The organism is Legionella pneumophila subsp. pascullei (assembly GCF_900637585.1).
GTDB classification, from domain to species: Bacteria; Pseudomonadota; Gammaproteobacteria; order Legionellales; family Legionellaceae; genus Legionella; species Legionella pascullei.
Map to the genome: position 1 here is coordinate 3392848 of NZ_LR134380.1, position 25968 is coordinate 3418815.

The following is a 25968-nucleotide window of genomic DNA, read 5'->3' on the forward strand; positions in this document are numbered from 1 at the left end:
TTAACGATAAAAACTACGGGTAGAAGTCTGAAGAAACTTAAGAATATAATTTACATCTCTATTTTCTTGAAATTCTTTCTTGAGGGTCTCAACAGTATCAGTCAATGTCTGACCTTCCTGAAAGAGGGTCCTATAAGCTTTCTGAATAACTATTCTTTGTGAAGAATTGTATCCATTTCGACGCAATCTCTCAACATTGATACCAAATCGCTTGGGAGGATTTCCAGAAACCAAGGTATAAGGCAAAACATCTTTTGTAATTTTGCTTTGTGCACCAATCATACTCATTCTCCCTAACTGAACAAATTGATGAATCCCACACAAAGCGCCGATAGTCACCCAATCATCAATAACAACATGCCCACCAATGGCAACCGCATTAGCGATAATATTATTATTCCCCATTTGAACATCGTGAGCTACATGGACTGAAGTCATGATTAAATTATGATTACCGACACGCGTTTCCCCTCCTCCGCCAGCGGTTCCTCGGTTAATAGTCACATATTCTCGAATAATATTATTGTTACCAATAAAAACCGTACTTTTTTCACCTGTAAATTTCAGATCCTGGGGAACAGCGCCAATAATTGCCCCGGTTTCGATTTGATTATCCTCACCTATTTTTGTCCATCCTTGAATAGAAACATGGGAGCCTATTGTTGTTCCCTGACCAATACTGACATTATCTCCAATAATGGAATAAGGACCTATGCTAACATTAGGTCCAATTTTTGCGTAGGGAGATATCAGCGCTGTGGGATGAATGGTATGTGAAAATGAAACAACTTTACTAGATGCATGGCCATGATCTAACGGACTCACTTGCATGAGGGTACCTCCAAAAAAACAGATACAAAAATTAGACTCTATTAACAATCTAAATAACCGAAGATTTCTGAAATTCCATATTACTAATCAAACTTGGCTACAGTATTCATGACATTCAAAGAATTCGTAAAGATTATACTAATTCTCAGGAGTTTTCTTGCAAATTCTTGGCATGACAACTCTCAGAAAAATTTCCTATGCATACTTCCAGGACCAAACTGAATTACAGATCGAAGTTAAAGAGTTATTGCTAATAAATCCTAATGTAATTTACCAACCAGAAAATATTTTTACTAGTTGGTAAATTTAAGACTTTAAAATTAAAAACTAACTTACAATTAACAAACATAACTCAATTTAATAAATAGATTTCTCACTGAAAACCGTTGGTTTAGTGAAACTCTATTTCTTGCAGTCTTGCTGGAAAAGTAATCCGGAGTTGCCTCAGTCCAATATTGCTCGGAGCTAATACCTCCAGCAATACCCACCCGGCTGTCATTCTTCATATCAAAATTTGCGGCAATGCCCAAGTTAGCTCCCAATACCCCCGCAGCCCAGAGAGAAGTATCGGTATTTTGACTAAAGCTGTAACTTCCAGTTCGTCTTATACCCGGGATCTGCATTGGAGTGACCAGCGTTTCAAGGAATCTGGTGTCATACGAACCGCCGAGTAAAGAAGCAGACACATCCCCCATTAAACTGATATAGCGGGTTAAAGACCAATCAGCCCCCATACCTATGCGTGGGCCTATGCCATAATATTTGGCCTCGTAATTAATTTGATCATTAACAGGCTCCAGGCTTTCTGTAAACGGAAATTGTTGTATACGAGATATACCCATTCCAATATACTGGGCATAAAATCCCTTTTTAAGTTCTGTGGCTTTAACCCCATAATATCGAGAAAATTGCACATTATTTATAAAAGTACTTTTGAAATAGCGATGTGTGATTAAATCAGCGGTTTGAAATTCGTAGCTTCCACTGAAGTAGGAAAACGCTGGGCCATACAGATCCAAACCACCTACTTGCTGATTCGGATCAACAAAACTATCCTCACTTTTCAGGATTTGGCTCACTTTGTTAATTAGAATGTCATTAGGATTCACATTAACAACATTCGTTGAGCCTCTGTTAGTCAAGTTTGTATAGCTTAATACTACATCATGGCTTTTTTCTGGGCCAAACAGGTATCCCAAACTTAAAGAATATCCCCAGCGGGAATCGATGTCCGAGGTATGGCTTGTAATGTTATTTGATGCATTGATCGTTTCAACAAAAGGAAATTTATCAATGGCTGAATCACTTATGGCACCATAAATTGGTGTTACATTAAAATAGAAACCTTTGTCTTCACTGACAGTTCCCATAACTCCAGCATGGGAAACAGAAGAACTTGCCAAAAACACACCTAAAGCATAAAGCTTACAACGCGAATTAAAATACATACCGCTTTTACTCCCTGAAAACTTGATAGATCCTATAAAAAACACAATGACATAGTAGCACTAAAACTTTATTTGTCCATAGGAGACAGGTTTCGTTTCTGGAATCTAAGTATTCCCTTATGATTTTTATCCACTCCTTTTTTAGTCATTCTTTTTAAAAGACAACGATTATTTCTCACATGTAAGATAATTAATGACAACAAAAAATTAATGTTGTCCAAAATGGAGTCCACATACATAATAGAACTTCATTTAGAGATATCAGATTTAATAATAAAAATGAAAATTTTAGTTATACAGCAGAAAAAAATTGGTGACGTTTTACTAAGTAGTGTTATTTGTAACAACTTAAAAAAATTAATACCGAATGCAGAAATTCATTATTTGATTAATCAGGAGGCTTTACCTGTAATAGAAGGAAATCCCAATATTAATCAAGCAATTACAATCTATCCTGAGCATAGAGCAAGCGCACGTGCTTTTATAAAATTTGCTCTGCAAATACGGCGCCAACGATATGATGTTGTGATCGATGCTTATACTAAATTGGAGAGCTGGCTTATTGTTTTGCTTTGCGGAGCAAAACGCCGCATCTCCTATAAAAAAAAATATAGAGCTTTTCTTTATACAGATAATATTCCCAGAGAATCCGTTAAAGTTACTCAACCTGGTCGAATGATTGATTTAAAACTTCTTTTAATTCAACCATTTTTAAACGATGCGTTACCTGAGCGTTCTCCGAAAATATATCTTTCTGAGTATGAAAAACAAAAAGCGGTATTTTTATTTAAAAAACATGGGCTCCCATCTAAAAAGAATCTCATGCTCAATATTGTTGGAAGCTGCCCATTAAAAACTTACCCTCTGGAGTACATGGCAACGCTTGTAAATCAAATAGCAGGTCAGGTGAATGTGAATATATTATTTAACTTTTTACCTCACCAAAAGGATATAGCACAAAAAATTTATCAATTATGTAATGATGAAGCGAAAAAAAATATTTTCTTTGAATTATCGAATTATGACTTAAGAACATTTATTTTAATCATGAATCAATGTGATGCCATCATAGGTAATGAAGGGGGCGCTATACATATAGCGAAAGCTTTAAATAAGCCTTCATTTACAATTTTTTCTCCCTGGATATGCAAACATGATTGGTCTACTTTTGAAGATGATTTTTATCATGCTGCTGTTCATCTTAGTGATTTTAAACCCGATTTATACCAAAATACCCCTGAGCATTTATTCAAAGATAGAGCATTCCAACTTTTTAAAGAACTAAAACCAGAGCTAGTCTGGCCGAAACTAAGCTCCTATGTCGCTTATCACTTTGGTAGTATGCAAAATGCAGATTAGAGAGAGGATCCTGACTATTGCAAAAAACTATTCGCTGGAGGAGTAACCATCCTAATTTATTATAGTAAAAGCAGCATCTGGGATATTGCGATTATTGGGCTGATCAATTTTAAGGGGGTGTGATTGGTCTTCTGATAAATTATAATTTTTTACCAGTGCTTTATTGATATAACTTAACTCAATAACATTAGGTATTGTACCTAACGATTTTGTTGTTGAAAAACCGGTACTAGTAGCATAATTATTGCCATGAACATGAATTAATACAAAGTGCTTTTCTAACTGCTTTAATAATGTTATAGCATTTTGCGTGCTTCTTGCATCATTAAAATGAATCTCTAGCGCAATACCAGTAATATTATCTTTATGCTTTATAATCCCGGAAAAAGCATCATACTCTGCCCCTTCTATATCCATCTTAATAAATAGTTTTTTATTCTTTAAATTCAAGTTATCTACCTGTTCAGCAAAAGAAGTCACTTTATGATTCGTATGGGCTGGGTTATATAAAAAGGTGTCACTCACGATACACTCTTTTACCAGAGTAAATAATTTACTTTTGCTCTCTATATACTCAACACCACAATCAAAGCCATAAGATGGCTTGTTATAAATTAATGAGAAGTAATCTTCAAAACTGTTATCTTTATCTATACCGTAACCTAAAAGTACATCGGCTTGTTTAAAAGCTTTTACAGCAGCTACGTAACCTCCATCGTTTTCTTTTCCATGACGGACTAATTCCAAAGGCCCATTTTCGTCACGAGCAGAATATACCTTTAAAAATTCAACCAAATTTTCATGAATGGGCGCTAATAGAACATTTTGTATCTGTAAGGTTTGTTGCTGTAGTTGTGAGAATTTTTTATTCAATACTTTATTTGATTTTATTAGTAAAATAATAATCGTAATGCTGATACAAATACAAAGTATATTGAAAAGATTTGATTTAATTTTTTTCAAAATATAAGACGCTATTAAATTGAAGTTAAGTCTAGAACAAAACATGTAGTATATTCTTGACCATCCAAGATATGCAAGTTTAAGATATCTAAAAAAGAGATTATCCCTCATATTCAAAATACTTATGAGGGATAATAAACGCAAACTCTTTTTATTGAATTACTGGAAGTTGAGGAGCAGCTGTTCGCTTTGGTCCAGGAGTAGATTTTTGAGATGTATCTTTTGACGCATAGCTTTTTTGTTGCGGCTGGGATTGATTAGTAGCGCTTGTTTGTCTGCCACTGGAAGACATCCCATTTTCCTGAGAGGAATACCCTCTTTCTTGAGGGCTTGCGCCGTCAAAATAACATCCTGATACCCCTAAAGCAAAAACCACAATGAGGCCATATTTCCATTTTGTTGTGTTGTAATTTATCATAATTAAGCTTCCTGCATCCTTAAATTAAACAAAGTATCAATTGAAATGAATTACTATAAGTACTTTGAACCACTTTGGATTTTTGCCATTTTTGTAAAACAGACAGCAAACCATTTTTTCTCAATTAAAATACAGTGTTTTTTCTGTTTTTACAAAAATAGCCAACGCCCAAAATAAATATAATGCAAAAATAGAGAAATAACCATAAAAACAGAAGATCCATGCATTAAAAAGAAAATACAACAAATATAAATTTTCAAGATTATTTGTATTTATTTCTAATAAGGGTTTGCATTGGTTTTTCGAAGTAATGATAACTTAAATAAGAAACTCCCAAGGTAATGGCAATGAATAGTATTAAAAAACTGATACTATAAAAAGGTATGGCTCGATTTGACCAACTAAAAAGAATGGTAAGCATGATTTGAATTGGAAAATGAATCAGATAACTTGAAAAAGTTAAGCGACTCATTGTTTTAATCAGACTTTGAACTCTAGGCCTTTCTTTTATTATTTTTGATAAATAATAGAAACAAACCAGCATCATATTAATGAGTAATAAATACTTAACTGGCTTCAATTGACTTAATTTGAGCATATGCATTCCTGCCAGCGCAATAACAAGTATGTAAACAAAATAAATACTCATAAATTTATTGCTGCTTTGCTTTTCAAATTGTTGCAAATAAATAGCGAATAACCCACCGCTGTAAAAATATCCAATACAATCAATTACTGGAAAAGAAAAATTCGCCAATTTAGTAACGAGATAAAAACTAATAAAGAAGTAATTTACACTGGCTTTCAAGCCTAAAAAGCGCGTAAAAATGAAAAATATAAAATAGACCGGTATTTCTGCTGATAGCGACCAAACAGGCCCATTAAAACTATGGGCACTATTCCCCACCCAACTGCTTACTAAAAAAAGCTGAAGAAGGAAATTTACAAAATGATTATTTTGATAGGTAAAATAACAATGATTATTGTAAAAATAAATCCAATTAAAACATGCCACTAAAAGGAGAGTGGCTAAATGAAGCGGGTAAATTCTTGAGAATCGCCCTATAAAAAATTTTTTACCACTTACCAGGTTATTTGCTATACCCTCTCCATATTTCCAAAATAATATAAAACCACTAATGCACCAAAAGGCCTGGACTCTGTATTGCCACCCATGGCCGTAGAAAATATCTAAAATTGAATACAGTGGTTGCTGCTGTTTAATAAACTGTATACTACTATTATGGGCAAAAAATTGATAATGCCAGAGTAAAACACCCAGCGCTAAAAGGCACCGCAGCAAATCAATTCCCAGGAATCTATCTTCTGATTGAGCTTCAATTTTCTGCAGAGGCTTTACGCATTGTTGAACATATGGCGTAGCATTAATTTTCATTCAGACTAAACACTGCGTTTTTTAATACTTTAAGCTGCAATAAAATACACTTAAAACAAGCTGATTTCATTATTTTTTAAAGATCCGACAATTGCTTCAACCAATATTAGCCTAAGAAGCGATTAAGATTTACTAAGATAAAGTGTTTATAAATAACCATCACATATAATACGCATAAGAAATCGAATCTCCTCAAAAAACTTTATTTATATATACCACTCAAATCTTATGAGAAAACAACTTGATTAATTATAGATACTTCTATTTTGCTATTTTACCTTATCCGCTTATAATCGACTCATTTCACCATGACAAAGGACTACCATGATTTACCCTAACATCCTGGCCACCATAGGCCATACTCCCGTTGTAAAAATTAACAGACTTGGAAAAGATCTGGAATGTGAACTGTATGCCAAATGCGAATTCTTTAATCCTGGGGGCTCTGTAAAGGATCGTATTGGCTATGAAATGGTAGTAAAGGCAGAAAAGGAAGGGCGAATTAAACCGGGCGATACCTTAATCGAGCCTACTTCCGGAAATACCGGGATAGGTTTAGCCTTGGCAGGCGCTGTATTAGGCTACAAAGTGATTATTACCATGCCAGAAAAGATGAGCCAGGAAAAGCAATCCGTACTTGAACGCCTGGGAGCCATCATTTATCGAACGCCAACAGAAGCGGCGTATAATGACCCCGACAGTCATATTTCTCTGGCTAAAAAGCTACAAGCTGAAATTCCTAACTCCCATATCCTTGATCAATACGCAAACCCCAATAACCCCAATGCCCATTATTTTGGAACAGCTCAGGAAATTATTGACGACTTCGGAAAAGATTTGCATATGGTCGTTGCTGGCGTGGGAACAGGTGGAACAATTACTGGCATTGCCAGACGCCTTAAAGAGTATAACCCCGCCATAAAAATCATTGGTGCAGATCCTGAAGGATCAATTCTGGGTGGCGGTACAGAAGTCAAATCGTATCATGTTGAAGGCATAGGTTATGATTTCTTCCCCGATGTGCTGGATAACACCTTGATTGACGCCTACATAAAAACCAATGATGCGGATTCTTTCCGTACTGCCAGACGCCTCATTAAAGAAGAAGGTCTGTTAATAGGCGGCTCATGTGGAGCAGCCATGTGGGCCGCATTGCAAGCGGCTAAATCCTTAAGCAAAGGACAAAAATGCCTGGTGATTTTACCCGACTCTATCCGTAATTACATGTCCAAATTTGCCAATGATGAATGGATGAAAGAGATGGGCTTTCTTTAATTGAAAGCCATGAAAAACTATCCTGTTGCTATATCATCAAAAAATGACTGTTGGCAATCCACTTTGAAAAAATGATCCGGATTGCCAACACAATTTAACCAACTGACATAGATACTGAAGAAGGTCGACTTTCTAAATGATCAAACAATTGATCAACATCGACCTGTCTGGTACTAATCCATCCAGCTAGTGCAGAAGCCAATAATTGATTAACACTATCCTTGCCTTCACCCGAATAATTCGCAGTAATCGGCTTGTTAGAGTCCTCTGCCAACCTGGAAAAAAATTCTGTCGAGTCAATAACCAAACCTTTTTCTGAAGGTAAAAACTTAATGTAAAGATTAATCATTCTTTGGGTTGTTATTTCACCCAACTCAAGCATCGTTAGAAAATTCTGATACCATTGTTTATAGGTCTGTAATAATTTTTTATTATCAGATGTAATTAAATCAACGATATCAGCAATAGTCTCTTTTCCACTCGCGTTTGAGTTTTCTACTGGTTTGGGAGGACTTACTGCCAATTGCCCAACATAAACAAAATCTGCTTTATTTTTCACGGCAGGGAAATAATTATTATTTTGCTGAACCTGAATAGTTATCCCGGTTTTCGTGCTATTCAAAGTATCTACCAGATACACCTCACGCTTTCTCAACTCCTTACCATATTCCACAACAGATAAAGTGATGTTGATACCAATTGCATGAGAAAGTGCTCTCAAAGCACTGACTGGGAGAGGAGTGGATGGTTGGCGTAAAAATGATTTTGGGGTATTGCGGTCGAATTCACCAAAAATGTCACGATAATTGAGAGGTTTTGCATAAATCTCATCTATAGCCAATTGGCGTAATACATAAGCAAAACATTCGACAATTTCTGACTTCCGTGTCCCATTAATCAACATACTCATACGTTCAGAGGGAGTCAAATAAGGTTGGCTGGGAATGTATTTGGGAAAATGAAAATAGAAACGCTCCAATATTTTTTTCAAAGTATCATCATTAATGCGTGGGGATCTCTTAAAATAATCAATTAAAGCAACTGCAGTCGCATGAAATTGCTCTCCACCCACATTAATAAAACTGTGCTGTACTTGTGAACTATTATTTTCTGCTTTAAAGAACCTAGCTCTTGGCATAATGTTCTCCCATCCCAACTTATATCTTCATTCTAATCAATCCAGATTAAGGAAATATTAACAAAGTTTTTACAGTCTACTGAAATTTTCAACACAAAAGCATTTCTCTTAACCACATCATTTTTAAACTGCCACTTATTTTCATGTCATGCCATTGAGCTTCATTTATTTCTGTAAACTGATAACTCGTCTCAGTGGATTTTAATATAAATAAAGTACATGCCGAGTATCTTACATTTAAGCATAAATAATGCCAACTTTATGAGACATTACTACACCGTACAAATCAAGAGTTTATAGAACTAATAACGAAAATCGAATGAGAATTTAAGACAAAAATTGCCGTTTCCAAAATAAAGTTATGGATATAATATAATAGGAACATCACAATTCTAAATTCAAAGCGAAAAAGGCAAGATGCGTCAAAGGATATCATTAGATCTCTGGTATATACTGATTATTTTATTTTAGGGCAAAGTGCAAGCGTTTTGAGGAGCCGAATTTACATGCAGTAAATGAGCAGTGCAGAAACGTTTGTAAAGCAGCAATAAAATGCAAGAGACAGGTTATGCAAGAGAGCTATGGAAGATTCTCTGACTATGAATTTAGTAAGGAGAAGGGCATGGAACATTATCAGGAAGATGATTTGGCTCGCATTAGAGAGTTACTGAGACATACTGGTGAGTTTATTGCCTATTTTGAGTTTGTCGAAGCGAAAATGATGGAGTGGCGAGAGGAAGTTGAGCAGCAGGCTGAACGATTTCTACAGATCACTCAATCTCTACAAAATGAATTAACCTCTATACAAGACCTTATTTCCCAATCAGGAGTAACCCATTTTAAAAAAAGCGCTGAAAAAGCCTTGGCCCAAGGTGAAACACATTTGCATTCTTTAGAAAGAACTTGCAATCAATTTACCGAAATCTTTCAACAGCAACAAGAAAAAATCAAAAGCTTAACAGAAAACTGCATTGACAGAATCGAGAAACATACTAGCCAAGCAACTCAAACTATGGCTTTACAGCTGGCTAAATATGATGTCCAACATTTTCACCGCATCGCCAACGAAAGCTGTGATCATGTCGACCGGGTTGCAAACGATGCTATAAACAAAAGCAACAAAATGCTTAATATGTTTCAATTCAAAGTAGGTCTTTTTGCCATGTTAATTACCGTACTGACTGCTTTCGTGATAGTCATTTATCTTAATGATGAAATGCCTTGGGAAATGCACCACCAGGCCATGAGCGAACGCCAGGCTGGTAAAGTTCTTCTTCAGGCATGGCCAAAATTAAGTCAAAAAGAAAAAGCAAAAATCTTGAATAAAGATGGTCTGAAGCAAGGATAATACTGTGCTTGATTTCATTCCAGCAAAAGAGATTTTTTTATGCCTTATCTTGTTTCTCATTCTATTTTGGTTTTGTTTTGATAAGGCAAGAAAAGAGTTGCGCATTAGCCAATGGCAAAAAAAGCTAAATTTAAAACACCATGTTCAAGTTTTTCAGCACCTGTACTGTAATATCAATGGTTTCATGATTTCCCGACAAGCAAGAAAGAATCAAGATGCAATAGAATATGTGTATGGGGAAATTGAATTTTTACCTTTCATTGCCTTATTATCAATGGCCAATATTGACCAAAATACTGTTTTTTATGACCTTGGTTCCGGAACTGGTAAGGCTGTTGTAGCCTGCGCCATGGTATATCCTGTCCGTAAAAGTATAGGTGTCGAATTGTTTCCCAAATTGCACCAATGTGCTTGCGAACGTCTCCAGGAATTGGCGGCTATGGAAGGCTACGCGGAGAATAGTAAAAAAATCTCATTTATATTGGGTGATTTTCTAACAGTCGATTTATCTGAAGCGACCTTAATATTTATCAATTCAAGCACCTTATTTGGTGCAACCTGGGATGCCCTTAATACCCGCCTCAACAACCTGCCACAGCTTTCAACCGTCATTACAACCAGCAAAACCTTATCATCGAGTCGTTTTAAATTAGTTACTCGCGCTAAAATACAAATGAGTTGGGGTGTGGTTTTTGCATTCATTCATAAGAAAGAAAACTAATTTTTACTAACCAGCTTGAAAACATTGAATAATTTTTTACCCGAACTATACTTATAAAATCAAATGGGAAATTGTCAGCACCTGATGTGTCTTGGTAGCAGACATTAGACCAGTTGCTCAACCTGTGGATCTTATTTTAGTGCAGAACCACCCGTGTTTCGAAATACAAAGCGAACAGAAGCACAGGCAACCAAGCTAAAATAAAAGAGGATGCAATCGGTCTATTAAATACGCGACAAAACGAGGTGAGTATATGATTAAATCCGAACTCATTGAACACATCGCTGCTCGAATGACGCATCTTACTGAAAAGCAAGTAGCCGATGGCATTAACAGAATACTCGAATTAATGAGCGAAGCACTTATCCATGGCCAAAGAATAGAAATTCGGGGCTTTGGTAGTTTTTCTCTTCATTACCGACCACCACGAAATGCTCATAATCCTAAAACAGGTGAAAAAGTTGTAACAGAGGCAAAATACAGTCCTCACTTTAAACCTGGAAAGGAATTACGCGAGCGCGTCAATTCGTCACGAGCCAAATTCCCACTTTTGGATAAAGATTAAAACGTTACTTTTTCATCCTAAGTGCGTGGTAATGTAACTCCAGTTTGACCCTGGTACTTACCGTTTCGATCACGATAAGAAACAGCGCAAACCTCATTAGCTTCTAAAAACAACATTTGAGCAACTCCTTCATACGCATAAATCTTGGCAGGCAGAGTGGTCGTATTGGAAAACTCGAGAGTAACATGCCCCTCCCATTCCGGCTCCAAAGGAGTAACATTCACTATAATCCCACAACGAGCATAAGTGGATTTACCCAAGCATATCGTTAATATATTGCGGGGTATACGAAAATATTCGACCGTTCTTGCCAAGGCAAACGAATTGGGGGGAATAATGCAGACATCAGACTGAACATCCACAAAGCTATTTTCATCAAACGCCTTGGGATCAACAATCGCTGAATTAATATTCGTAAAAATCTTGAATTCATTCGAACAGCGAACATCATACCCATAACTGGAGACGCCATAAGAAATAATCCTACCATTTTGGTTTTCTCGCACTTGACCGGCCTGAAATGGAGAAATCATCCCATGCTCAAGGGCCATTTTCTCTATCCATCTGTCTGATTTGATTGACACGATATTCCTCTTTTCTTAAAAAGATAGATTTCTATCATAAAAATTAATGAAACGAAAGTTTGTTTCGGGAAATTATCAAGAATATGGTAGTTTATTCTAATGGAACGTTGATACTAAGGCGCTGGTATGGCGTGACATATCTTATCATCTGCGATATCAGAACCCTTCCAGACATGATAGTAATATGATTGTAATTTTCTCTCATCCATAGACTTAGTCTGATAGGCTCAGAACATACTAAAACTCCAAGGCCGACGCAAAAAATATTGATTACCAAATGAGATTGGGGTTGCGCAAGCCTTAATATTTCCTATTTTTTCTTACCAGCCATAGAGGTTAATATATCGCCTATTTCCATGGGCATTGGGAAAATAATAGTTGAATTATTATTCACTGCTATAGTAGCTAAAGTTTGTAGATATCTTAGCTGCATTGCCTGGGGTTGCTGAGCAAGCACTTGAGAGGCTTGCAATAACTTTTCCGAAGCCTGCAGTTCTCCCTCTGCATGGATAACCTTTGCTCTCCTGTCTCTTTCTGCTTCAGCCTGTTTCGCTATTGCCCTTATCATGCTTTCATCCAAATCCACCTTCTTGATTTCAACATTGGAAACCTTGATTCCCCAGCTTTCTGTTTGGGCATCAAGAATTTTTTGCACATCACTATTCAGTTGCTCACGCTCAGCCAACATATCATCCAAATCATGTTGGCCTAATACCGACCGCAATGTGGTTTGTGCCAATTGGCTGGTTGCTTCAAAATAATTTTCAACCTGGATGATTGCATTTTCAGGTACTACTACACGAAAATACACCACGGCATTGACACGTACAGAAACGTTATCTCTTGAGATAACGTCTTGGCTAGGCACGTCCATGACTATGGTTCGCAAATCAACACGAACTACTTGTTGAATAACTGGAATAATAATTATCAATCCTGGGCCTTTAACACGCCAAAACCGGCCCAGCATAAAAACCACTCCGCGCTCATATTCCCTAAACACCTTGAACATTGAAACCAGTAACAAACCTATAGCTACCAGCAATATCAATAGAAATGGTCCCATCTCATTCTCCTTAATCCTTTTCATTCCACATGGAATAACCAACTAATAAACCGATTGATCTTCTTCTACTTCCAACAATAGCCCTGATGCTCGCATAACTTTAATGCTTTTATTTGCTGCGATTGGAGAGTTTGAATGGACATTCCAAATCTCTCCCTTAATCACAGCCTGGCCTTCCAAATTAATATCTCCTAACGCCCTGCCCTTTGCTCCCACCAACGTCTCAAGGCCATGCCTGATTTTTTGGTTTCGAGATTTAACTAACATCCCCAGAACCAAAACAAAAATCAGTATATTCAAAACCGCCATAGCCCAAATTGCTGACCATGCTATCTGAAAAGCAATATGCTCCGTGTTCATCAACATAATGGAGCCTAAAATAAAGGAAACTGTTCCTCCTACACCTAACGCTCCAAAACTTGGAGTAAATGCCTCAGCTATGACAAATAAAATGCCTAAAATAATTAGGCCCAGACCTGCGTAGTTTATAGGTAACAGCTGCAGCGCATACAGTGCAAAAAGCATTGAAACTGCACCAACTACTCCAGGTAAAACATAACCTGGATTCACCAACTCAAAGAAAATTCCATAAATTCCAAGTAATAATAGTAAGTAAGCCACTGTGGGGTTGGTAATGACCGATAGAAAACGAGTTCTCCAATCCGGATTGATTACTTGAACATCCGGACTTTCAGTATTAATAGTTATTGTTTTATTATTTTGACTGACTTTTATCCCATGGACTTGGGACAATAAATCATTTCTATTTTTTGCGATATAATTGATCACCCCCTTATTGAGGGCTTCATTCGCTGTTATGGATTTACCTTCTGTTACTGCCTTTTCAGCAAAATCCGGATCACGGCCTCGTAGTTGAGCAAGTGACCTTATTGTTGCAACAGCATCATGAGTTACCTTATTTTCCATCGCTGATTTTTTTTTCTCATCTTTTTCACCTTCGCTAAATCCTGTGCCAAGACTAACGGGGCTTGCAGCGCCCATTTGCGTGCCAGGCGCCATAGCAGCCAAGGTGCTTGCATACATTAAATAGGTTCCGGCACTTGCTGCTCTTGCTCCAGTGGGACTTACATAAGTAATTATGGGCACATCCGAAAGTAAAAATAATTGGATGATGTTTCGTGTTGAATCATACAAACCGCCTGGTGTGTCGATTAGTATCACTATCAAATCAGCATCTTGAGAACTTTGAATACCTCTTTCCAAATAATCTACTGTAGCAGGACCAATCGGTCCCTTTATATTCAACTCTACAATTTTTGCTGCAAAGGAAGCTTGCAATCCAATCAAAAAAAATAGGGCATATAATATAAAAACCCTGCTTTTTTGAATTAATTTATTTAATTTCTTTCCAATCATTGCTGCAGTAGTCACTAATTTTGTTACTACAGAGAGTGAATCCTTATTTGCTGACGAATAAACTCCACCTCTGCGATCTGTTTCTCTTTGTGCTCTTCTCACTATGCCGGGCTTGGAAATAAGCCCGCTGCGTTTGTATTGCCCCTCTTGCCAAAAACCATCCTGATGCATTTTTACATCCCTTTAAGAGGTAGTTATAAAATAAAAGATAGCACAGGTTGAAAAACAAAGGGGGGAATGAGAGTAGCCAATTAAGGACTTTTTCAATTATCAAAGTAAGTTGCAATTAGGCTGATGACTATTAGTTTGCGATATATATGAACATTTGGTTACACCTGCTTGTAACTTTATGGATTCGTTACAAGCTTCGGTGAAGTAAAATGAGAACAATCTAGAAAAAAACGCCGATTTGGGCTGAAACGGTATCCGCAGATTTTCCTGTGCCTAAAGTTGGAAGATTAACTAATCCTGGAGGAGCTGCCCCGTTAGCGAACTGAGTTAGGCCATAGTCGATATCATGCCTGTATTCGAGGCTCTCCACCGTGTCTTTCCAAATTGAAATATTAAACACTCCAATATAGCGTTGTTTAGGCAGATTTAATGCCAATGCTTCTTTTGTCCACTGGTAACCGACTCCTATAGAGGCTGGCCTGTTAAATGCCATAAAAGTCATACCCAATTCTGCTTGAGCAGCCTGAGGTCTAGCACCTTGACCATTAAAACTTAAATCCTGGGGTCTAAAACTTTGTATCGCACCAACCCATTCTAAAGTCAGATTATAACGATCATAACCAACATGACCATGGACATCAGCTGCTTTTGTTTTACGGACGTTTTCATTACCATTTGTTATGGAACCAAAACCGCCAAAGGTTGTTCCGACATTGGCGCCTGTGCTTTGCATACCACCAGCATCAGCAACAGAGCTAATAAAACCACCCCCTATCTCACCATTGATATCATTATCAAATCCAAAAATATACCCCAAATTAACGCCGCCGACTCCAGAACGACCCAAGGTGGTATCACTTCTGTAGCCATATACAGCAGCAAAAGGCCCTGTATCTGCCTGAGACTTATATCCGAAAATGACAGGTCTTGTTTTGGTTCTCGCCAAATTCATTGTCACAGGGGAACTTACCATCGCACTGGAATAGCGGCCAAAGGGAACATAGACTTGTCCTGCTGTAAAATACAGCGGGCTTTTATCCAAATTACCAATGTTGACAAATCCCATATTTAAATTAAACGCTGAATTGCTAACTCGTGGCCCAATTGCCGGAGGGCTTTCATCATAGGCAATTGCAATATAGGCCTCGACATTTTCATTCAAGGCAGCAGCAACGTCCAGTTCACTTGAGCCTAGAGTAATATCACCATCAGTGTTGGTTGAGCGAAACGGATTATTAAATGTCGCAGCCGGCTCTGCCTTACCACTTAATGAAATAATAGGCATATTAGGAATAGGATAGCCTATTTTTTGATAGGCTCTGTATAAACGACGTCGCTGCTGCATTAAACGAACATCTCGGTTAATACTGGAAATGTTTACTATATAATCAGAACCATCAAACGCAGGTCTATCACCAAGGAATGGCGAGCTTACTACAGGAGTCCCTGCTATATAGGTTACCACTCTGTTATCAGCTATCAACGCTGTTGGATAAAAGCTGATAGATTCCGGATGGGCATCAGGCGCGTGTACCTCTACTTTGGATGAGTGATATTTTTCTTCTATGGCAGATCCTGATTTAGCTGTCGGCTCACTCTGTGGCTCTGCTGGCTTTGTGACAGCCTTTTGAGTTTGCGGAGAGCTCTTATGACTTGCTAATTGTTTTTGTAAGCGATTGAGTTGGGCTTGTAAATCTTCTGCTTGATGCTGTAATCGTTGAATTTCACTTTTCAGTTGTTGATCTTGATCCGCATATAATGGCGATGATAAACAAGCGAGAGCCAAAATAAATTTTTTAAACTTCATGCGGGGGTACTCCTGTTTATTATTTTTACATCCTAAACGGATAGCCTCGGGATTATAACGCGGCAATTACTGGCTGGCTATAGGATCACTCCGCTAAAATTTAAAATAAATTGATTTATTTGTATGCATCTATAGTTTTTTACCTATATCTCTATAAATTAGAGATTTGGTTAATTAGAAATTAGAATAGATTGGTGTGATTATATTTCTTTATTGAGGAATTTTTTATAACACTTTTTAAGCAGGATGTTCAAAGAAATGCGCTCGGCAATGGCGAGCGCATTTAAGCATAGGATTTCGTTTAGACGTTACCAATATATTTTGCACCAATATATGGCCCATAAAGCCCATAATCACTATTGGTTACAGGATTTGCCATGTTTTGCAAGAATTGAGTATGCAGAGCATTGAAGTAGTTCGTTACCTGATAACCACCTTCAAGATTTAATACTCCTTGAGCCATATTGTAAGCATAGTTTAATCCAAGCTTAGCTTCCAAACTTGGAACTATTGTTCGTTTGTTTGCGTAAATGGATCGAACAACCGCTCCACTGGAACCTGTAGGCAATGCAACATATCCAATATTATATTTACCCTTACCATATAGAACTGAAGCCGCACCGTTCGCAGTGACACTCAATGCATTGGTTAGGGCATAGGCATAATCGATTCCTACAACAGGTCCTACTCCTTTATAATCAGTATTATCAAACAGGTTGACCCCGCCTAACTGAGGAAAGGCACCGTAATAATAGTTTGTATTATCAATTTCAATGTTGGCGTACTGTAAACCACCATAGAAACGCATATCCTTGACTAGACCAAAATCAGCATGCTGCCCCATCACCAGGTTTACTTGCTCAAATCGGTTTTTGTATATTGCGCTAAATAAACGTGGAAATCTTAATGTAGGTGGCAATACGTCGATTCGCCCGATAAGACCACTCGGGTTTGTGAAATCGCTGTAGTGAGTCCAATTAATAGTCACATCATTACCAGTATTGAAATGATAGGAACCTTCCAATCGGTATCCCCAATCCCAACCCTGATCATCGTCATATCTCGTGGGTGCTACGTGAACTTGTCTATAGGCCATATCGGCATCATAAGCTGATTTTAGATAGAGTGCCTGTATACCTAAATCCCAACGTTTTGCTTCACAGGGAACAGTGACATTACCTGGTGTACAAACAGGTCCCATAGTACCTGCTAATGCATAACCACTTGCAGCCAATCCCAATAGGGCTAAACTTGTCTTTTTCAACATATGGACTCCATTTCAAAAAAAAAGCCCATCATTTTTGTGATGGGCTCAAAAAGAACTTAATTACTTAACAAATTACACATTACCAACATACTTCAAGCCAATGTAAGGACCAGAAGCTGCGAAATCAGTCTCAAATCCATTAAATACGCCAGTATTGTGCATAGCGTTGAAGTAGTTAAACCACATGTAACCAACGTCTAAAGTCAAATCGCCTTGAGCCATTGCGTAAGTGTAATCAGCACCAAGCTTAGCTTCTAACTCAGGAACGATCGCATTTTTAGAACCAGTAATGAAGTTGATTCCATCGTAGAAATCGCTGGTACCAACCAGAATAGCAGCAGCTCCTTTAGCATAAATACCAAAGCCATTGCCAAATACGTAGTTCATGTCTAAACCAGTGCGAGGACCAAAGCCGTTGAATTTAGAGTTGAATCCGTTAAAGGCAAAGTTATTGAAATAACGGTTCACATCAGCTTCAATGCGAGCATATTGAACACCGCCATGGAAACGCATTTTCTTGTTAGCGCTGAAATCTACGAATTGACCCAGTTCAGCATTAACTGCATCCCACTTGTTGTTGTAGTTGTGCCAGTTAGCAAAATCAAACCAGTGATCACTGTCGTTATCAAAGTGATACCAGTTTACATTGATGTCATTGCCAGTATTGAAGTGATAAGAGCCTTCTAATTTGAAGCCCCAATCCCACTCATGGTCAACATCATGCCAATGCTGCCAGCCACCAACTTGGGTGAAACCATTGTAGCCCCAGTCAGCATCATAAATTGGTTGCAAATATAGTGCGGTGATACCAATATCCCATGCAGTTCTTTCGCAAGGAACAGTTACATTACCTGGGGTGCAAACTGGTCCCATAGTACCAGCGAACACTGCACTGCTTCCTAAAGCAAGAACAGCTACCGCTGTTTTTTTCAAATTTAACATGCTTATCTCCACTTTTTTTATTATTAATTTCCGTTCGTTACTAATTTAGCATATCAGCAACAGTACGCATTCTTCGCTCTAATCGAGAGCGTACCTGGATAAATTATCCAGCCGGACTTCTATAAAGTCAACAGTATTGCTGAAATTTCTTATCAGCTTAACAAATTACACATTACCAACATACTTCAAGCCAATGTAAGGACCAGAAGCTGCGAAATCAGTCTCAAATCCATTAAATACGCCAGTATTGTGCATAGCGTTGAAGTAGTTAAACCACATGTAACCAACGTCTAAAGTCAAATCGCCTTGAGCCATTGCGTAAGTGTAATCAGCACCAAGCTTAGCTTCTAACTCAGGAACGATCGCATTTTTAGAACCAGTAATGAAGTTGATTCCATCGTAGAAATCGCTGGTACCAACCAGAATAGCAGCAGCTCCTTTAGCATAAATACCAAAGCCATTGCCAAATACGTAGTTCATGTCTAAACCAGTGCGAGGACCAAAGCCGTTGAATTTAGAGTTGAATCCGTTAAAGGCAAAGTTATTGAAATAACGGTTCACATCAGCTTCAATACGAGCATATTGAACACCGCCATGGAAACGCATTTTCTTGTTAGCGCTGAAATCTACGAATTGACCCAGTTCAGCATTAACTGCATCCCACTTGTTGTTGTAGTTGTGCCAGTTAGCAAAATCAAACCAGTGATCACTGTCGTTATCAAAGTGATACCAGTTTACATTGATGTCATTGCCAGTATTGAAGTGATAAGAGCCTTCTAATTTGAAGCCCCAATCCCACTCATGGTCAACATCATGCCAATGCTGCCAGCCACCAACTTGGGTGAAACCATTGTAGCCCCAGTCAGCATCATAAATTGGTTGCAAATATAGTGCGGTGATACCAATATCCCATGCAGTTCTTTCGCAAGGAACAGTTACATTACCTGGGGTGCAAACTGGTCCCATGGTTCCAGCAAACACTGCACCGCTTCCTAAAGCGAGTACTGCCACTGCTGTTTTTTTCAAACTAAACATGCCTTGTCTCCACTTGTTTATTATTGAGTTTCCATTTTATTGATAACTCACCATTTGGAGTTGTCAATAGCACGCATCGTCGCTTAGGTTCGAAGCATGCAACGATATGAGTATCTGCAGTGATTTTAAATAAGTCAAGAAAATTTATTAAAAATTCGAATATTTTCATGACGATATAACTAAAATTAAACAGTATCGTCATTTTTTTTACATTATTGCCTTGTCTCACTCAAAGGAAATTTGTTCCACCAGAAATGGATTTTTGAAGATGAAAAGACATCATAAAAAGATATTTTTTTAACCACAAGCCTTATTTTTTTATCAATGTCACAACAACACGTCTATTCGCTGCCCGCCCCTCATCAGTATCATTCCTGGCTATCGGTTGCAGAGCTCCAACCCATGTTATTGAGAGTTTTCTTTGAGGTACTCCAAGCCAAATCAAATAATTTTTCACAGCCTCAGCTCTATATTGTGAAATGGCATTATTGTAGCCTTTACGCCCGCTATCGTCGGCATGGCCAATAATTTTAATGACATCAATTTGTATATCAGCATCAACGTATTGGGCAATTCGTCGTAATTGCGCTTTATCTGCATCAGATAGTAACTTACTATCCACACCGAAATGAAACACGCTTTCTTTTACATCGTCATAGTTGAAAGACAACAAGCTACCAAGACAACGTTGATATTGTGAATATACCTTTTGAAAACGAATAGGGGAGAGTATAACCGTAGTGCGAAATCCTTCCTCTGATAAATAGTTAAAGTTTGCCTGATATCCCTGAGATAAAAAGGTCAATAATTTTAAAGCAGGCTGTCGTTTTAAAAATAATCCATATTCCCCTGGTTTCATTAAAGTGCGTGCTACCAGATAAGACCTGGTTAATAATGGCTTCCATACTGGGGGACTTGCAATGACTTGAGCTGGAAAGACCCGTTGAGCTTGATCCCATTTACGCAGAATAAAGTGTGGTGGTTTCGTTGCGTATTGCTCAAAGTATCCAATACCATAATTTGGAATAGTCAATGATAAACCGCATCGAAGAGGATTTCCTGTCATACGCCAATTTTCTTCTCCCATAGGGCTGGCATATTGGATTGATGGAGCGGCAAAGACGGTGGCAGTAATGAATAAATAACTCCATGCCATTATTTTTATTTTTTTGCACATAAAATGATCTGAAATCATTTTTTGCTCATCCCAATTGCCCAATTCATGTTATCCTCTTTTATCGGCAATAATGCAGGAATCTTTATTATGCAAACTCTGATAATTAATCGGCCTGACGATTGGCATCTCCATCTGCGAGATGGAGAGTTTCTAACTCATACCGTCAAAGCGTCCGCCCAACATTTTGCCCGAGCGTTAGTGATGCCCAATCTCAAACCAGCACTAACAAACTTATCAGCCATTGAGAGTTATAGGAACAGAATCATTGCAGCCATTCCTAAACAAAATTCCTTTATTCCTTATATGACTTTTTATTTAAATGAATCTGTTAAAGCAGAAGAACTACAACAAGCTGCTGCACTTTCTTATATAGTTGGAGCAAAACTTTATCCTGCTGGAGCGACAACAAATGCTGAAGAGGGCGCTAAATCTTTGAAGGCACTCTATCCCCTATTTGAAATATTGCAAACGAATAATTTAGTCTTGCAAATTCATGGTGAGGTCACTCACAGCGATATTTTTGAGCGCGAAGCATTGTTTATTGATGAATACCTGAAACCCATTGCCACACATTTCCCCAAATTGAGAATCGTGTTGGAGCATATATCGACCAAAACCGCGGTAGATTATGTTTCTGAAGGACCTTCAAATCTTGCCGCAACAATAACTCCTCACCATTTGCTTTATAATCGCAATAAACTACTCGCTGGAGGCATTAGACCGCATTATTATTGTTTACCCATTTTAAAACATGAAAAGGACCAAAAAGCGTTACAACTAGCCGCTACAAGTGGAAATCCAAAATTTTTTGCCGGCACTGACAGTGCCCCCCATGCCATCAATACTAAAGAAAATGCTTGTGGATGCGCCGGCATTTATTCAGCCCCCTTTGCAGTAGCACTCTACACACAAATCTTTGATGAACTTAACCAATTAAAAAAGCTCAATGATTTTCTTAGTCGATTTGGGGCTGAGTTTTACCAGCTCCCTATTAACCAACAACAACTGGAACTAATTAAATCTCCTCAGACTATCCCTAATTCGATGCCATTTGGATCAACTCATGTTGTACCTATTGCCGCTGGAGACACTATAAACTGGAGTATTAATGGTTTCTCGCAATAACATTCTAAGTAATACCATTAAAAATCGCTTTCGTGGCTTTTTACCTGTTGTTGTTGATATAGAAACAGCAGGAATAGATCCTCAAAAAAATGCTCTCCTGGAAATGTGTATTGTTTTATTAGATATGGATGAGCAAGGCTTATTAAAAAGAGAGAGCAGTTATTTTGAACATATTTTACCTTTCCCGGGCGCAGAACTGGATCAAAAATCACTGGAGTTCAACCAAATAGATCCTTACCAGCCTCTTCGTTTTGCAGTAGATGAACAAACCGCACTTTCTCGATTATTCAAACCCATCCATGACCTGCTAAAAAAAACCCGTTGCCAAAGAGCTGTCTTGGTGGGGCATAATGCCTGGTTTGATTTGTTGTTTATCAAAGAAGCCATCAAAAGAACTGGAATAAAATCACCTTTCCATGCCTTCACTTGCTTTGATACGGCCACATTAGCAGGTTTGATTTTTGGAGAAACCGTATTGGCCAAAGCGGCTCAAGCAGCTGGATTACATTTTGACAGCCAGGAAGCGCACTCTGCCATATATGATGCGGAAAAAACGGCAGATTTGTTTTGCCTTATGATAAACAAGTGGCGAATGCTGAACATCTGATATAAGAAAAACATAAATAGCCTGGATTACTGTTTTAGGTAATCCAGGAGTTTGGTAGAAATTTTCTTGTGTCACGCTTTGCAATAAAAACCCAACAACAAAAGGATTCTATTTCCTTGTCCTTTATTATAAGGACTCGGAATGCTCAGACAGGTATTCTGCAACACCTTTAGGAGATGCTTTCATGCCAGCTTGTCCCTTTTTCCAGCCAGCAGGACAAACTTCACCATTTTCTTCAAAGAATTGAACCGCATCGATGATACGAATAATCTCATCAATATTTCTTCCTATCGGCAAGTCATTGACGATTTGTGAACGAACCATACCATTCGTATCAATAACAAAAGCTCCTCGGAAAGCCACACCAGCAACTGGATGTTCTACTCCATAGGATTGGCATATACTGTGAGTCATGTCAGCTGCCAAAGTAAATCTCACAGGCCCTATTCCACCATTTTTCACAGGAGTATTCCTATAGGCATTATGTGTAAAATGTGAATCAATAGATACAGCAACCACCTCAACATTACGTCTTTTGAATTCTTCAATACGATGATCAAGAGCAATTAACTCGGAAGGACATACAAAGGTAAAATCCAAGGGATAAAAGAATACCAATCCGTATTTGCCTTTCAAATGTTCGTGTAAATTGAATTTATCAACAATTTCCCCATTGCCCATTACTGCAGCCACAGTAAAATCAGGTGCTTTACGCCCAACTAAAACACTCATTCTATAATCTCCATTAGCGGTGGGTGAGTATAATCCCACAATTGTTATTAAAATTATGCCGCTACTGCATCACGCAACATAGGCTCTAACTCTCCTTGCTGAAACATTTCGGCTATGATATCAGATCCCCCTATTAATTCACCCTTCACATAAAGTTGAGGAAAGGTAGGCCAGTCAGAAAATTGGGGTAAAACTTGACGAATATCAGGATTAGCAAGGATATCGACGTACGCAAAATCGACTCCACAAGCCTCAATACACTGAACTGCACGAGCGGAAAACCCGCATTGAGGCATCTTGGGAGTGCCTTTCATGTAGAGCATTATCGCATTTTCAGCAATTTGCTTTTTAATCTTTTCTAAAGTATCCACTATGCACCTTTATATAAAATAAAAAACCCAATTATGTCGAAAACCAAACAAGGTCGCAACTAATCATTCTATTGTGACAATCCTATCAATCTTTTTCTTATAGTGATATTTTACCCCACCTCAACGATCAATAAAATACCAATTTAGTACTAAATGCGTCAAAAATTCCCACCTTGATGAGAAGAAAATCCATTATTCCGCAAAAGAATATTATACTAGGAAAAATGCAGTCATAGCCAAGGCTATAAAAATATTGAAACGCTCAGTAATGGCACATTGAATATCGTACTTATCCTGATAAACTAATCACTTTTAATCCTGGAGATTGATATGACTTTTACCCTGCCACAATTATCTTATGCATTGGATGCACTGGCTCCTCATATTTCCAAAGAAACTTTGGAATACCATTATGGTAAACACCATAATACTTACGTTACCAACTTAAATAAATTAATTCCCGGAACAGAATTTGAATCCATGACACTGGAAGAGATCATCATGAAAGCCAAAGGCGGCATTTTTAACAATGCAGCTCAGGTTTGGAATCACACCTTTTATTGGCACAGCATGAGCCCTAATGGTGGAGGTGAGCCAAAAGGCAAGCTGGCTGAAGCCATTAATAAAAACTTTGGTTCTTTTGCTGCATTCAAAGAACAATTTACGCAAACTGCCGCAACAACATTTGGTTCTGGATGGGCATGGCTGGTTCAGGATCAGGCAGGTGCTTTAAAAATCATCAACACAAGTAATGCTGGAACACCAATGACTGAAGGATTACAGGCCTTATTAACTTGTGACGTGTGGGAGCATGCTTATTACATCGATTATAGAAACAGGCGCCCGGATTATATTGAAGCCTTTTGGTCATTAGTCAATTGGGATTTTGCGAGCAGTAATCTGAAATAAAATAACAAGCTGGATTTGTTGCAATCCTTACTGGATAATTTTGAGTTTATGGAGACATCATGAGTTTAATTACAAGTTACAGCCCAATCCCTGTAACCTTCACGCATGGAGAAGGCGTGTGGTTGTATGATGAGCAGGGGAAAAAATACCTCGATGGCTTAAGCGGGATAGCAGTTTGTGGGTTAGGTCATGCGCACCCTGATGTCACCCGTACCATACAAGAGCAGGCAGCCAAGCTAATACACACTTCGAATGTCTTTCATATTAAAGAGCAAGAATTACTGGCTGCCAAACTTACTTCGATGGCGCGAATGGAGCAGGTTTTTTTTGCCAATTCTGGAGCAGAAGCGAATGAGGCTGCCATCAAACTCACCCGTTTGTTTGGCCATAAAAAGGGAATTGAAACGCCTTCTATTATTGTAATGGAAAAAGCATTTCATGGCCGCACTATGGCAACCTTAACCGCATCAGGCAGCCGTAAAGTTCAAGCTGGTTTTGAACCCTTGGTCCCAGGATTTATTCGTGCTCCCTTTAATGATCTTGATGCCATTCATACCATTGCAGCCAACAGAGAGGATGTCGTTGCAGTTATGGTAGAACCTATTCAGGGTGAGGGGGGAATTTATCCGGCAGAGGAAGGTTATCTACGTGCCTTAGCAAACCTTTGCGAACAGAATGACTGGATGTTAATTTTGGATGAAATACAAACAGGCAATGGCAGAACAGGTAAGCTTTATTCTTGTATGCATTACAACATCCAACCCGATATTCTTACCACTGCAAAAGGACTTGGAAACGGTATGCCAATTGGGGCTTGCTTAATGAGCAAGAGAGCTAAAGATTTATTTAAACCCGGAAATCATGGCTCGACTTTTGGTGGTAATCCTTTAGCTTGTGCTACCGCTTTGACTGTTTTGGAGGTCATTGAACGAGATAGATTATGTGAGCGAGTCACTAAAAACAGTGCTTTGTTAATGGATAAATTAATTACCAACCTGGGAGAACATCCCAATGTAAAAGCCATACGTGGCAAAGGCTACATGATTGGGATAGAATTGGATAGACCTGCAAGCGATATGCGTGTTCTGGGTTTGGAAAACCAGGTTTTGTTCAATATTACAGCTGAAACGGTAGTGAGACTATTACCTCCACTTATTATCAGTGAAGATGAAATTGATGAATTGGTCAATCGAATAACTCGTACTATTAACCAGTTCACCAATCAGTAGTGAAAAGACAACCTTCTTTCAATTGAATTGAAATGGCTTTCTCCCAAGTTGTCACCCAATTTGTTAAATTTGCCTTTGACAACATGCTCCCTGGTTTATCCGGGAGC

25 protein-coding genes are annotated in these 25968 nt (G+C 38.1%); 9 read left to right on the top strand and 16 right to left on the bottom strand.

The annotated features are described in order from the left end of the window. Together lpxA and EL201_RS15290 are read right to left on the bottom strand one after the other, a co-directional pair. On the bottom strand, positions 1–831 hold the full coding sequence (gene lpxA, locus EL201_RS15285) for an acyl-ACP--UDP-N-acetylglucosamine O-acyltransferase (protein WP_027223060.1): 831 nt from the start codon (positions 829–831) through the stop codon (positions 1–3). 338 nt (positions 832–1169) lie between these two features. Beyond that, entirely contained in the window at positions 1170–2279 is a 1110-nt protein-coding gene (locus EL201_RS15290; protein WP_032828945.1) for an Lpg1974 family pore-forming outer membrane protein, read from the bottom strand. 279 nt (positions 2280–2558) lie between these two features. Between EL201_RS15290 and EL201_RS15295 the strand changes: the two genes are divergently transcribed. After that, positions 2559–3638 (top strand): glycosyltransferase family 9 protein, encoded by a 1080-nt coding sequence (locus tag EL201_RS15295; protein ID WP_027223062.1) that lies wholly within the window; start codon positions 2559–2561, stop codon positions 3636–3638. A 51-nt stretch (positions 3639–3689) separates the two neighbouring features. Here the strand turns inward: EL201_RS15295 and EL201_RS15300 are convergent, their stop codons facing one another. From EL201_RS15300 to EL201_RS15315, 3 genes are all read right to left on the bottom strand, one after another. After that, positions 3690–4601: a class I SAM-dependent methyltransferase gene (locus tag EL201_RS15300; protein ID WP_158272789.1), complete on the bottom strand. Its 912-nt coding sequence runs from the start codon at positions 4599–4601 to the stop codon at positions 3690–3692. 151 nt (positions 4602–4752) lie between these two features. Further along, positions 4753–5019, bottom strand: coding sequence for a hypothetical protein (locus tag EL201_RS15305; protein ID WP_027223064.1), 267 nt, complete (start codon positions 5017–5019; stop codon positions 4753–4755). 262 nt (positions 5020–5281) lie between these two features. Next, complete coding sequence (locus tag EL201_RS15315) at positions 5282–6415, bottom strand: acyltransferase family protein (RefSeq protein WP_027223065.1); 1134 nt, start codon at positions 6413–6415, stop codon at positions 5282–5284. Positions 6416–6739: 324 nt separating this feature from the next. Between EL201_RS15315 and EL201_RS15320 the strand changes: the two genes are divergently transcribed. Then, positions 6740–7690, top strand: a complete 951-nt coding sequence (locus tag EL201_RS15320; protein WP_027223066.1) for a cystathionine beta-synthase — start codon at positions 6740–6742, stop codon at positions 7688–7690. A 94-nt stretch (positions 7691–7784) separates the two neighbouring features. On the opposite strand, the gene EL201_RS15325 is transcribed toward EL201_RS15320, so the two are convergent. Beyond that, positions 7785–8828 (bottom strand): hypothetical protein, encoded by a 1044-nt coding sequence (locus tag EL201_RS15325; RefSeq protein WP_027223067.1) that lies wholly within the window; start codon positions 8826–8828, stop codon positions 7785–7787. Positions 8829–9450: 622 nt separating this feature from the next. Between EL201_RS15325 and EL201_RS15330 the strand changes: the two genes are divergently transcribed. The 3 genes from EL201_RS15330 (at position 9451) to EL201_RS15340 (ending at position 11462) form a co-directional block, all read left to right on the top strand. Continuing rightward, complete coding sequence (locus EL201_RS15330; protein ID WP_027223068.1) at positions 9451–10176, top strand: hypothetical protein; 726 nt, start codon at positions 9451–9453, stop codon at positions 10174–10176. A 4-nt stretch (positions 10177–10180) separates the two neighbouring features. Next, positions 10181–10897, top strand: coding sequence for a methyltransferase (locus EL201_RS15335; RefSeq protein WP_027223069.1), 717 nt, complete (start codon positions 10181–10183; stop codon positions 10895–10897). 253 nt (positions 10898–11150) lie between these two features. After that, positions 11151–11462, top strand: a complete 312-nt coding sequence (locus tag EL201_RS15340) for an integration host factor subunit beta (protein ID WP_010948640.1) — start codon at positions 11151–11153, stop codon at positions 11460–11462. Positions 11463–11479: 17 nt separating this feature from the next. On the opposite strand, the gene dcd is transcribed toward EL201_RS15340, so the two are convergent. The 8 genes from dcd to EL201_RS15385 all read right to left on the bottom strand — a co-directional run bounded on the left by dcd (position 11480) and on the right by EL201_RS15385 (position 20906). After that, the gene (dcd, locus tag EL201_RS15345; protein WP_010948641.1) at positions 11480–12046 is read right to left on the bottom strand and encodes a dCTP deaminase; all 567 of its coding nucleotides are present in this window, start codon (positions 12044–12046) and stop codon (positions 11480–11482) included. 310 nt (positions 12047–12356) lie between these two features. Continuing rightward, on the bottom strand, positions 12357–13112 hold the full coding sequence (locus EL201_RS15350; protein WP_027223070.1) for a slipin family protein: 756 nt from the start codon (positions 13110–13112) through the stop codon (positions 12357–12359). Positions 13113–13154: 42 nt separating this feature from the next. Then, complete coding sequence (locus EL201_RS15355) at positions 13155–14489, bottom strand: NfeD family protein (RefSeq protein ID WP_414843015.1); 1335 nt, start codon at positions 14487–14489, stop codon at positions 13155–13157. 391 nt (positions 14490–14880) lie between these two features. Then, positions 14881–16467 carry a FlxA-like family protein gene (locus tag EL201_RS15360; protein ID WP_027223072.1) on the bottom strand — a complete coding sequence of 529 codons (1587 nt, stop codon included), beginning with the start codon at positions 16465–16467 and terminating at the stop codon, positions 14881–14883. 301 nt (positions 16468–16768) lie between these two features. Beyond that, positions 16769–17734, bottom strand: coding sequence for an Lpg1974 family pore-forming outer membrane protein (locus EL201_RS15365; RefSeq protein ID WP_027223073.1), 966 nt, complete (start codon positions 17732–17734; stop codon positions 16769–16771). A gap of 72 nt (positions 17735–17806) precedes the next feature. Next, positions 17807–18676, bottom strand: coding sequence for an Lpg1974 family pore-forming outer membrane protein (locus tag EL201_RS15370; RefSeq protein ID WP_061773209.1), 870 nt, complete (start codon positions 18674–18676; stop codon positions 17807–17809). 165 nt (positions 18677–18841) lie between these two features. Continuing rightward, positions 18842–19711 carry an Lpg1974 family pore-forming outer membrane protein gene (locus tag EL201_RS15375; protein ID WP_061773210.1) on the bottom strand — a complete coding sequence of 290 codons (870 nt, stop codon included), beginning with the start codon at positions 19709–19711 and terminating at the stop codon, positions 18842–18844. Positions 19712–20021: 310 nt separating this feature from the next. Then, positions 20022–20906, bottom strand: a complete 885-nt coding sequence (locus EL201_RS15385; RefSeq protein WP_027223074.1) for a flagellar protein MotY — start codon at positions 20904–20906, stop codon at positions 20022–20024. Positions 20907–20975: 69 nt separating this feature from the next. On the opposite strand from EL201_RS15385, the gene pyrC reads away from it, so the two are divergent. Together pyrC and rnt are read left to right on the top strand one after the other, a co-directional pair. Continuing rightward, positions 20976–22013 (top strand): dihydroorotase, encoded by a 1038-nt coding sequence (pyrC, locus tag EL201_RS15390; protein ID WP_027223075.1) that lies wholly within the window; start codon positions 20976–20978, stop codon positions 22011–22013. Next, positions 21997–22620, top strand: a complete 624-nt coding sequence (gene rnt / locus EL201_RS15395) for a ribonuclease T (RefSeq protein ID WP_027223076.1) — start codon at positions 21997–21999, stop codon at positions 22618–22620. The genes pyrC and rnt overlap by 17 nt, the downstream gene beginning before the upstream one ends. A 126-nt stretch (positions 22621–22746) precedes the next feature. On the opposite strand, the gene EL201_RS15400 is transcribed toward rnt, so the two are convergent. Beyond that, the gene (locus EL201_RS15400) at positions 22747–23352 is read right to left on the bottom strand and encodes a peroxiredoxin (RefSeq protein ID WP_027223077.1); all 606 of its coding nucleotides are present in this window, start codon (positions 23350–23352) and stop codon (positions 22747–22749) included. A 53-nt stretch (positions 23353–23405) separates the two neighbouring features. Continuing rightward, positions 23406–23675, bottom strand: a complete 270-nt coding sequence (gene grxD, locus EL201_RS15405; RefSeq protein WP_010948651.1) for a Grx4 family monothiol glutaredoxin — start codon at positions 23673–23675, stop codon at positions 23406–23408. Between the two features lie 378 nt (positions 23676–24053). On the opposite strand from grxD, the gene sodB reads away from it, so the two are divergent. Then, positions 24054–24632, top strand: a complete 579-nt coding sequence (sodB, locus tag EL201_RS15410; protein ID WP_027223078.1) for a superoxide dismutase [Fe] — start codon at positions 24054–24056, stop codon at positions 24630–24632. Between the two features lie 59 nt (positions 24633–24691). Then, positions 24692–25861, top strand: coding sequence for an aspartate aminotransferase family protein (locus tag EL201_RS15415; protein ID WP_027223079.1), 1170 nt, complete (start codon positions 24692–24694; stop codon positions 25859–25861). The last annotated feature ends 107 nt before the right edge of the window (positions 25862–25968 follow it).

What these genes read in the sequence shown, in the direction of transcription:
- EL201_RS15370 (WP_061773209.1), bottom strand. Translation starts at nt 18,676, where the DNA reads ATGTTAAATTTGAAAAAAACAGCGGTAGCTGTTCTTGCTTTAGGAAGC.
- EL201_RS15355 (WP_414843015.1), bottom strand. Translation starts at nt 14,489, where the DNA reads ATGATTGGAAAGAAATTAAATAAATTAATTCAAAAAAGCAGGGTTTTT.
- rnt (WP_027223076.1), top strand. Translation starts at nt 21,997, where the DNA reads ATGGTTTCTCGCAATAACATTCTAAGTAATACCATTAAAAATCGCTTT.
- EL201_RS15315 (WP_027223065.1), bottom strand. Translation starts at nt 6,415, where the DNA reads ATGAAAATTAATGCTACGCCATATGTTCAACAATGCGTAAAGCCTCTG.
- EL201_RS15320 (WP_027223066.1), top strand. Translation starts at nt 6,740, where the DNA reads ATGATTTACCCTAACATCCTGGCCACCATAGGCCATACTCCCGTTGTA.
- EL201_RS15360 (WP_027223072.1), bottom strand. Translation starts at nt 16,467, where the DNA reads ATGAAGTTTAAAAAATTTATTTTGGCTCTCGCTTGTTTATCATCGCCA.
- EL201_RS15340 (WP_010948640.1), top strand. Translation starts at nt 11,151, where the DNA reads ATGATTAAATCCGAACTCATTGAACACATCGCTGCTCGAATGACGCAT.
- pyrC (WP_027223075.1), top strand. Translation starts at nt 20,976, where the DNA reads ATGCAAACTCTGATAATTAATCGGCCTGACGATTGGCATCTCCATCTG.
- EL201_RS15385 (WP_027223074.1), bottom strand. Translation starts at nt 20,906, where the DNA reads ATGATTTCAGATCATTTTATGTGCAAAAAAATAAAAATAATGGCATGG.
- EL201_RS15330 (WP_027223068.1), top strand. Translation starts at nt 9,451, where the DNA reads ATGGAACATTATCAGGAAGATGATTTGGCTCGCATTAGAGAGTTACTG.
- EL201_RS15400 (WP_027223077.1), bottom strand. Translation starts at nt 23,352, where the DNA reads ATGAGTGTTTTAGTTGGGCGTAAAGCACCTGATTTTACTGTGGCTGCA.
- EL201_RS15415 (WP_027223079.1), top strand. Translation starts at nt 24,692, where the DNA reads ATGAGTTTAATTACAAGTTACAGCCCAATCCCTGTAACCTTCACGCAT.
- EL201_RS15325 (WP_027223067.1), bottom strand. Translation starts at nt 8,828, where the DNA reads ATGCCAAGAGCTAGGTTCTTTAAAGCAGAAAATAATAGTTCACAAGTA.
- EL201_RS15365 (WP_027223073.1), bottom strand. Translation starts at nt 17,734, where the DNA reads ATGTTGAAAAAGACAAGTTTAGCCCTATTGGGATTGGCTGCAAGTGGT.
- EL201_RS15295 (WP_027223062.1), top strand. Translation starts at nt 2,559, where the DNA reads ATGAAAATTTTAGTTATACAGCAGAAAAAAATTGGTGACGTTTTACTA.
- EL201_RS15305 (WP_027223064.1), bottom strand. Translation starts at nt 5,019, where the DNA reads ATGATAAATTACAACACAACAAAATGGAAATATGGCCTCATTGTGGTT.
- EL201_RS15350 (WP_027223070.1), bottom strand. Translation starts at nt 13,112, where the DNA reads ATGGGACCATTTCTATTGATATTGCTGGTAGCTATAGGTTTGTTACTG.
- EL201_RS15290 (WP_032828945.1), bottom strand. Translation starts at nt 2,279, where the DNA reads ATGTATTTTAATTCGCGTTGTAAGCTTTATGCTTTAGGTGTGTTTTTG.
- lpxA (WP_027223060.1), bottom strand. Translation starts at nt 831, where the DNA reads ATGCAAGTGAGTCCGTTAGATCATGGCCATGCATCTAGTAAAGTTGTT.
- sodB (WP_027223078.1), top strand. Translation starts at nt 24,054, where the DNA reads ATGACTTTTACCCTGCCACAATTATCTTATGCATTGGATGCACTGGCT.
- EL201_RS15375 (WP_061773210.1), bottom strand. Translation starts at nt 19,711, where the DNA reads ATGTTTAGTTTGAAAAAAACAGCAGTGGCAGTACTCGCTTTAGGAAGC.
- grxD (WP_010948651.1), bottom strand. Translation starts at nt 23,675, where the DNA reads ATGCTCTACATGAAAGGCACTCCCAAGATGCCTCAATGCGGGTTTTCC.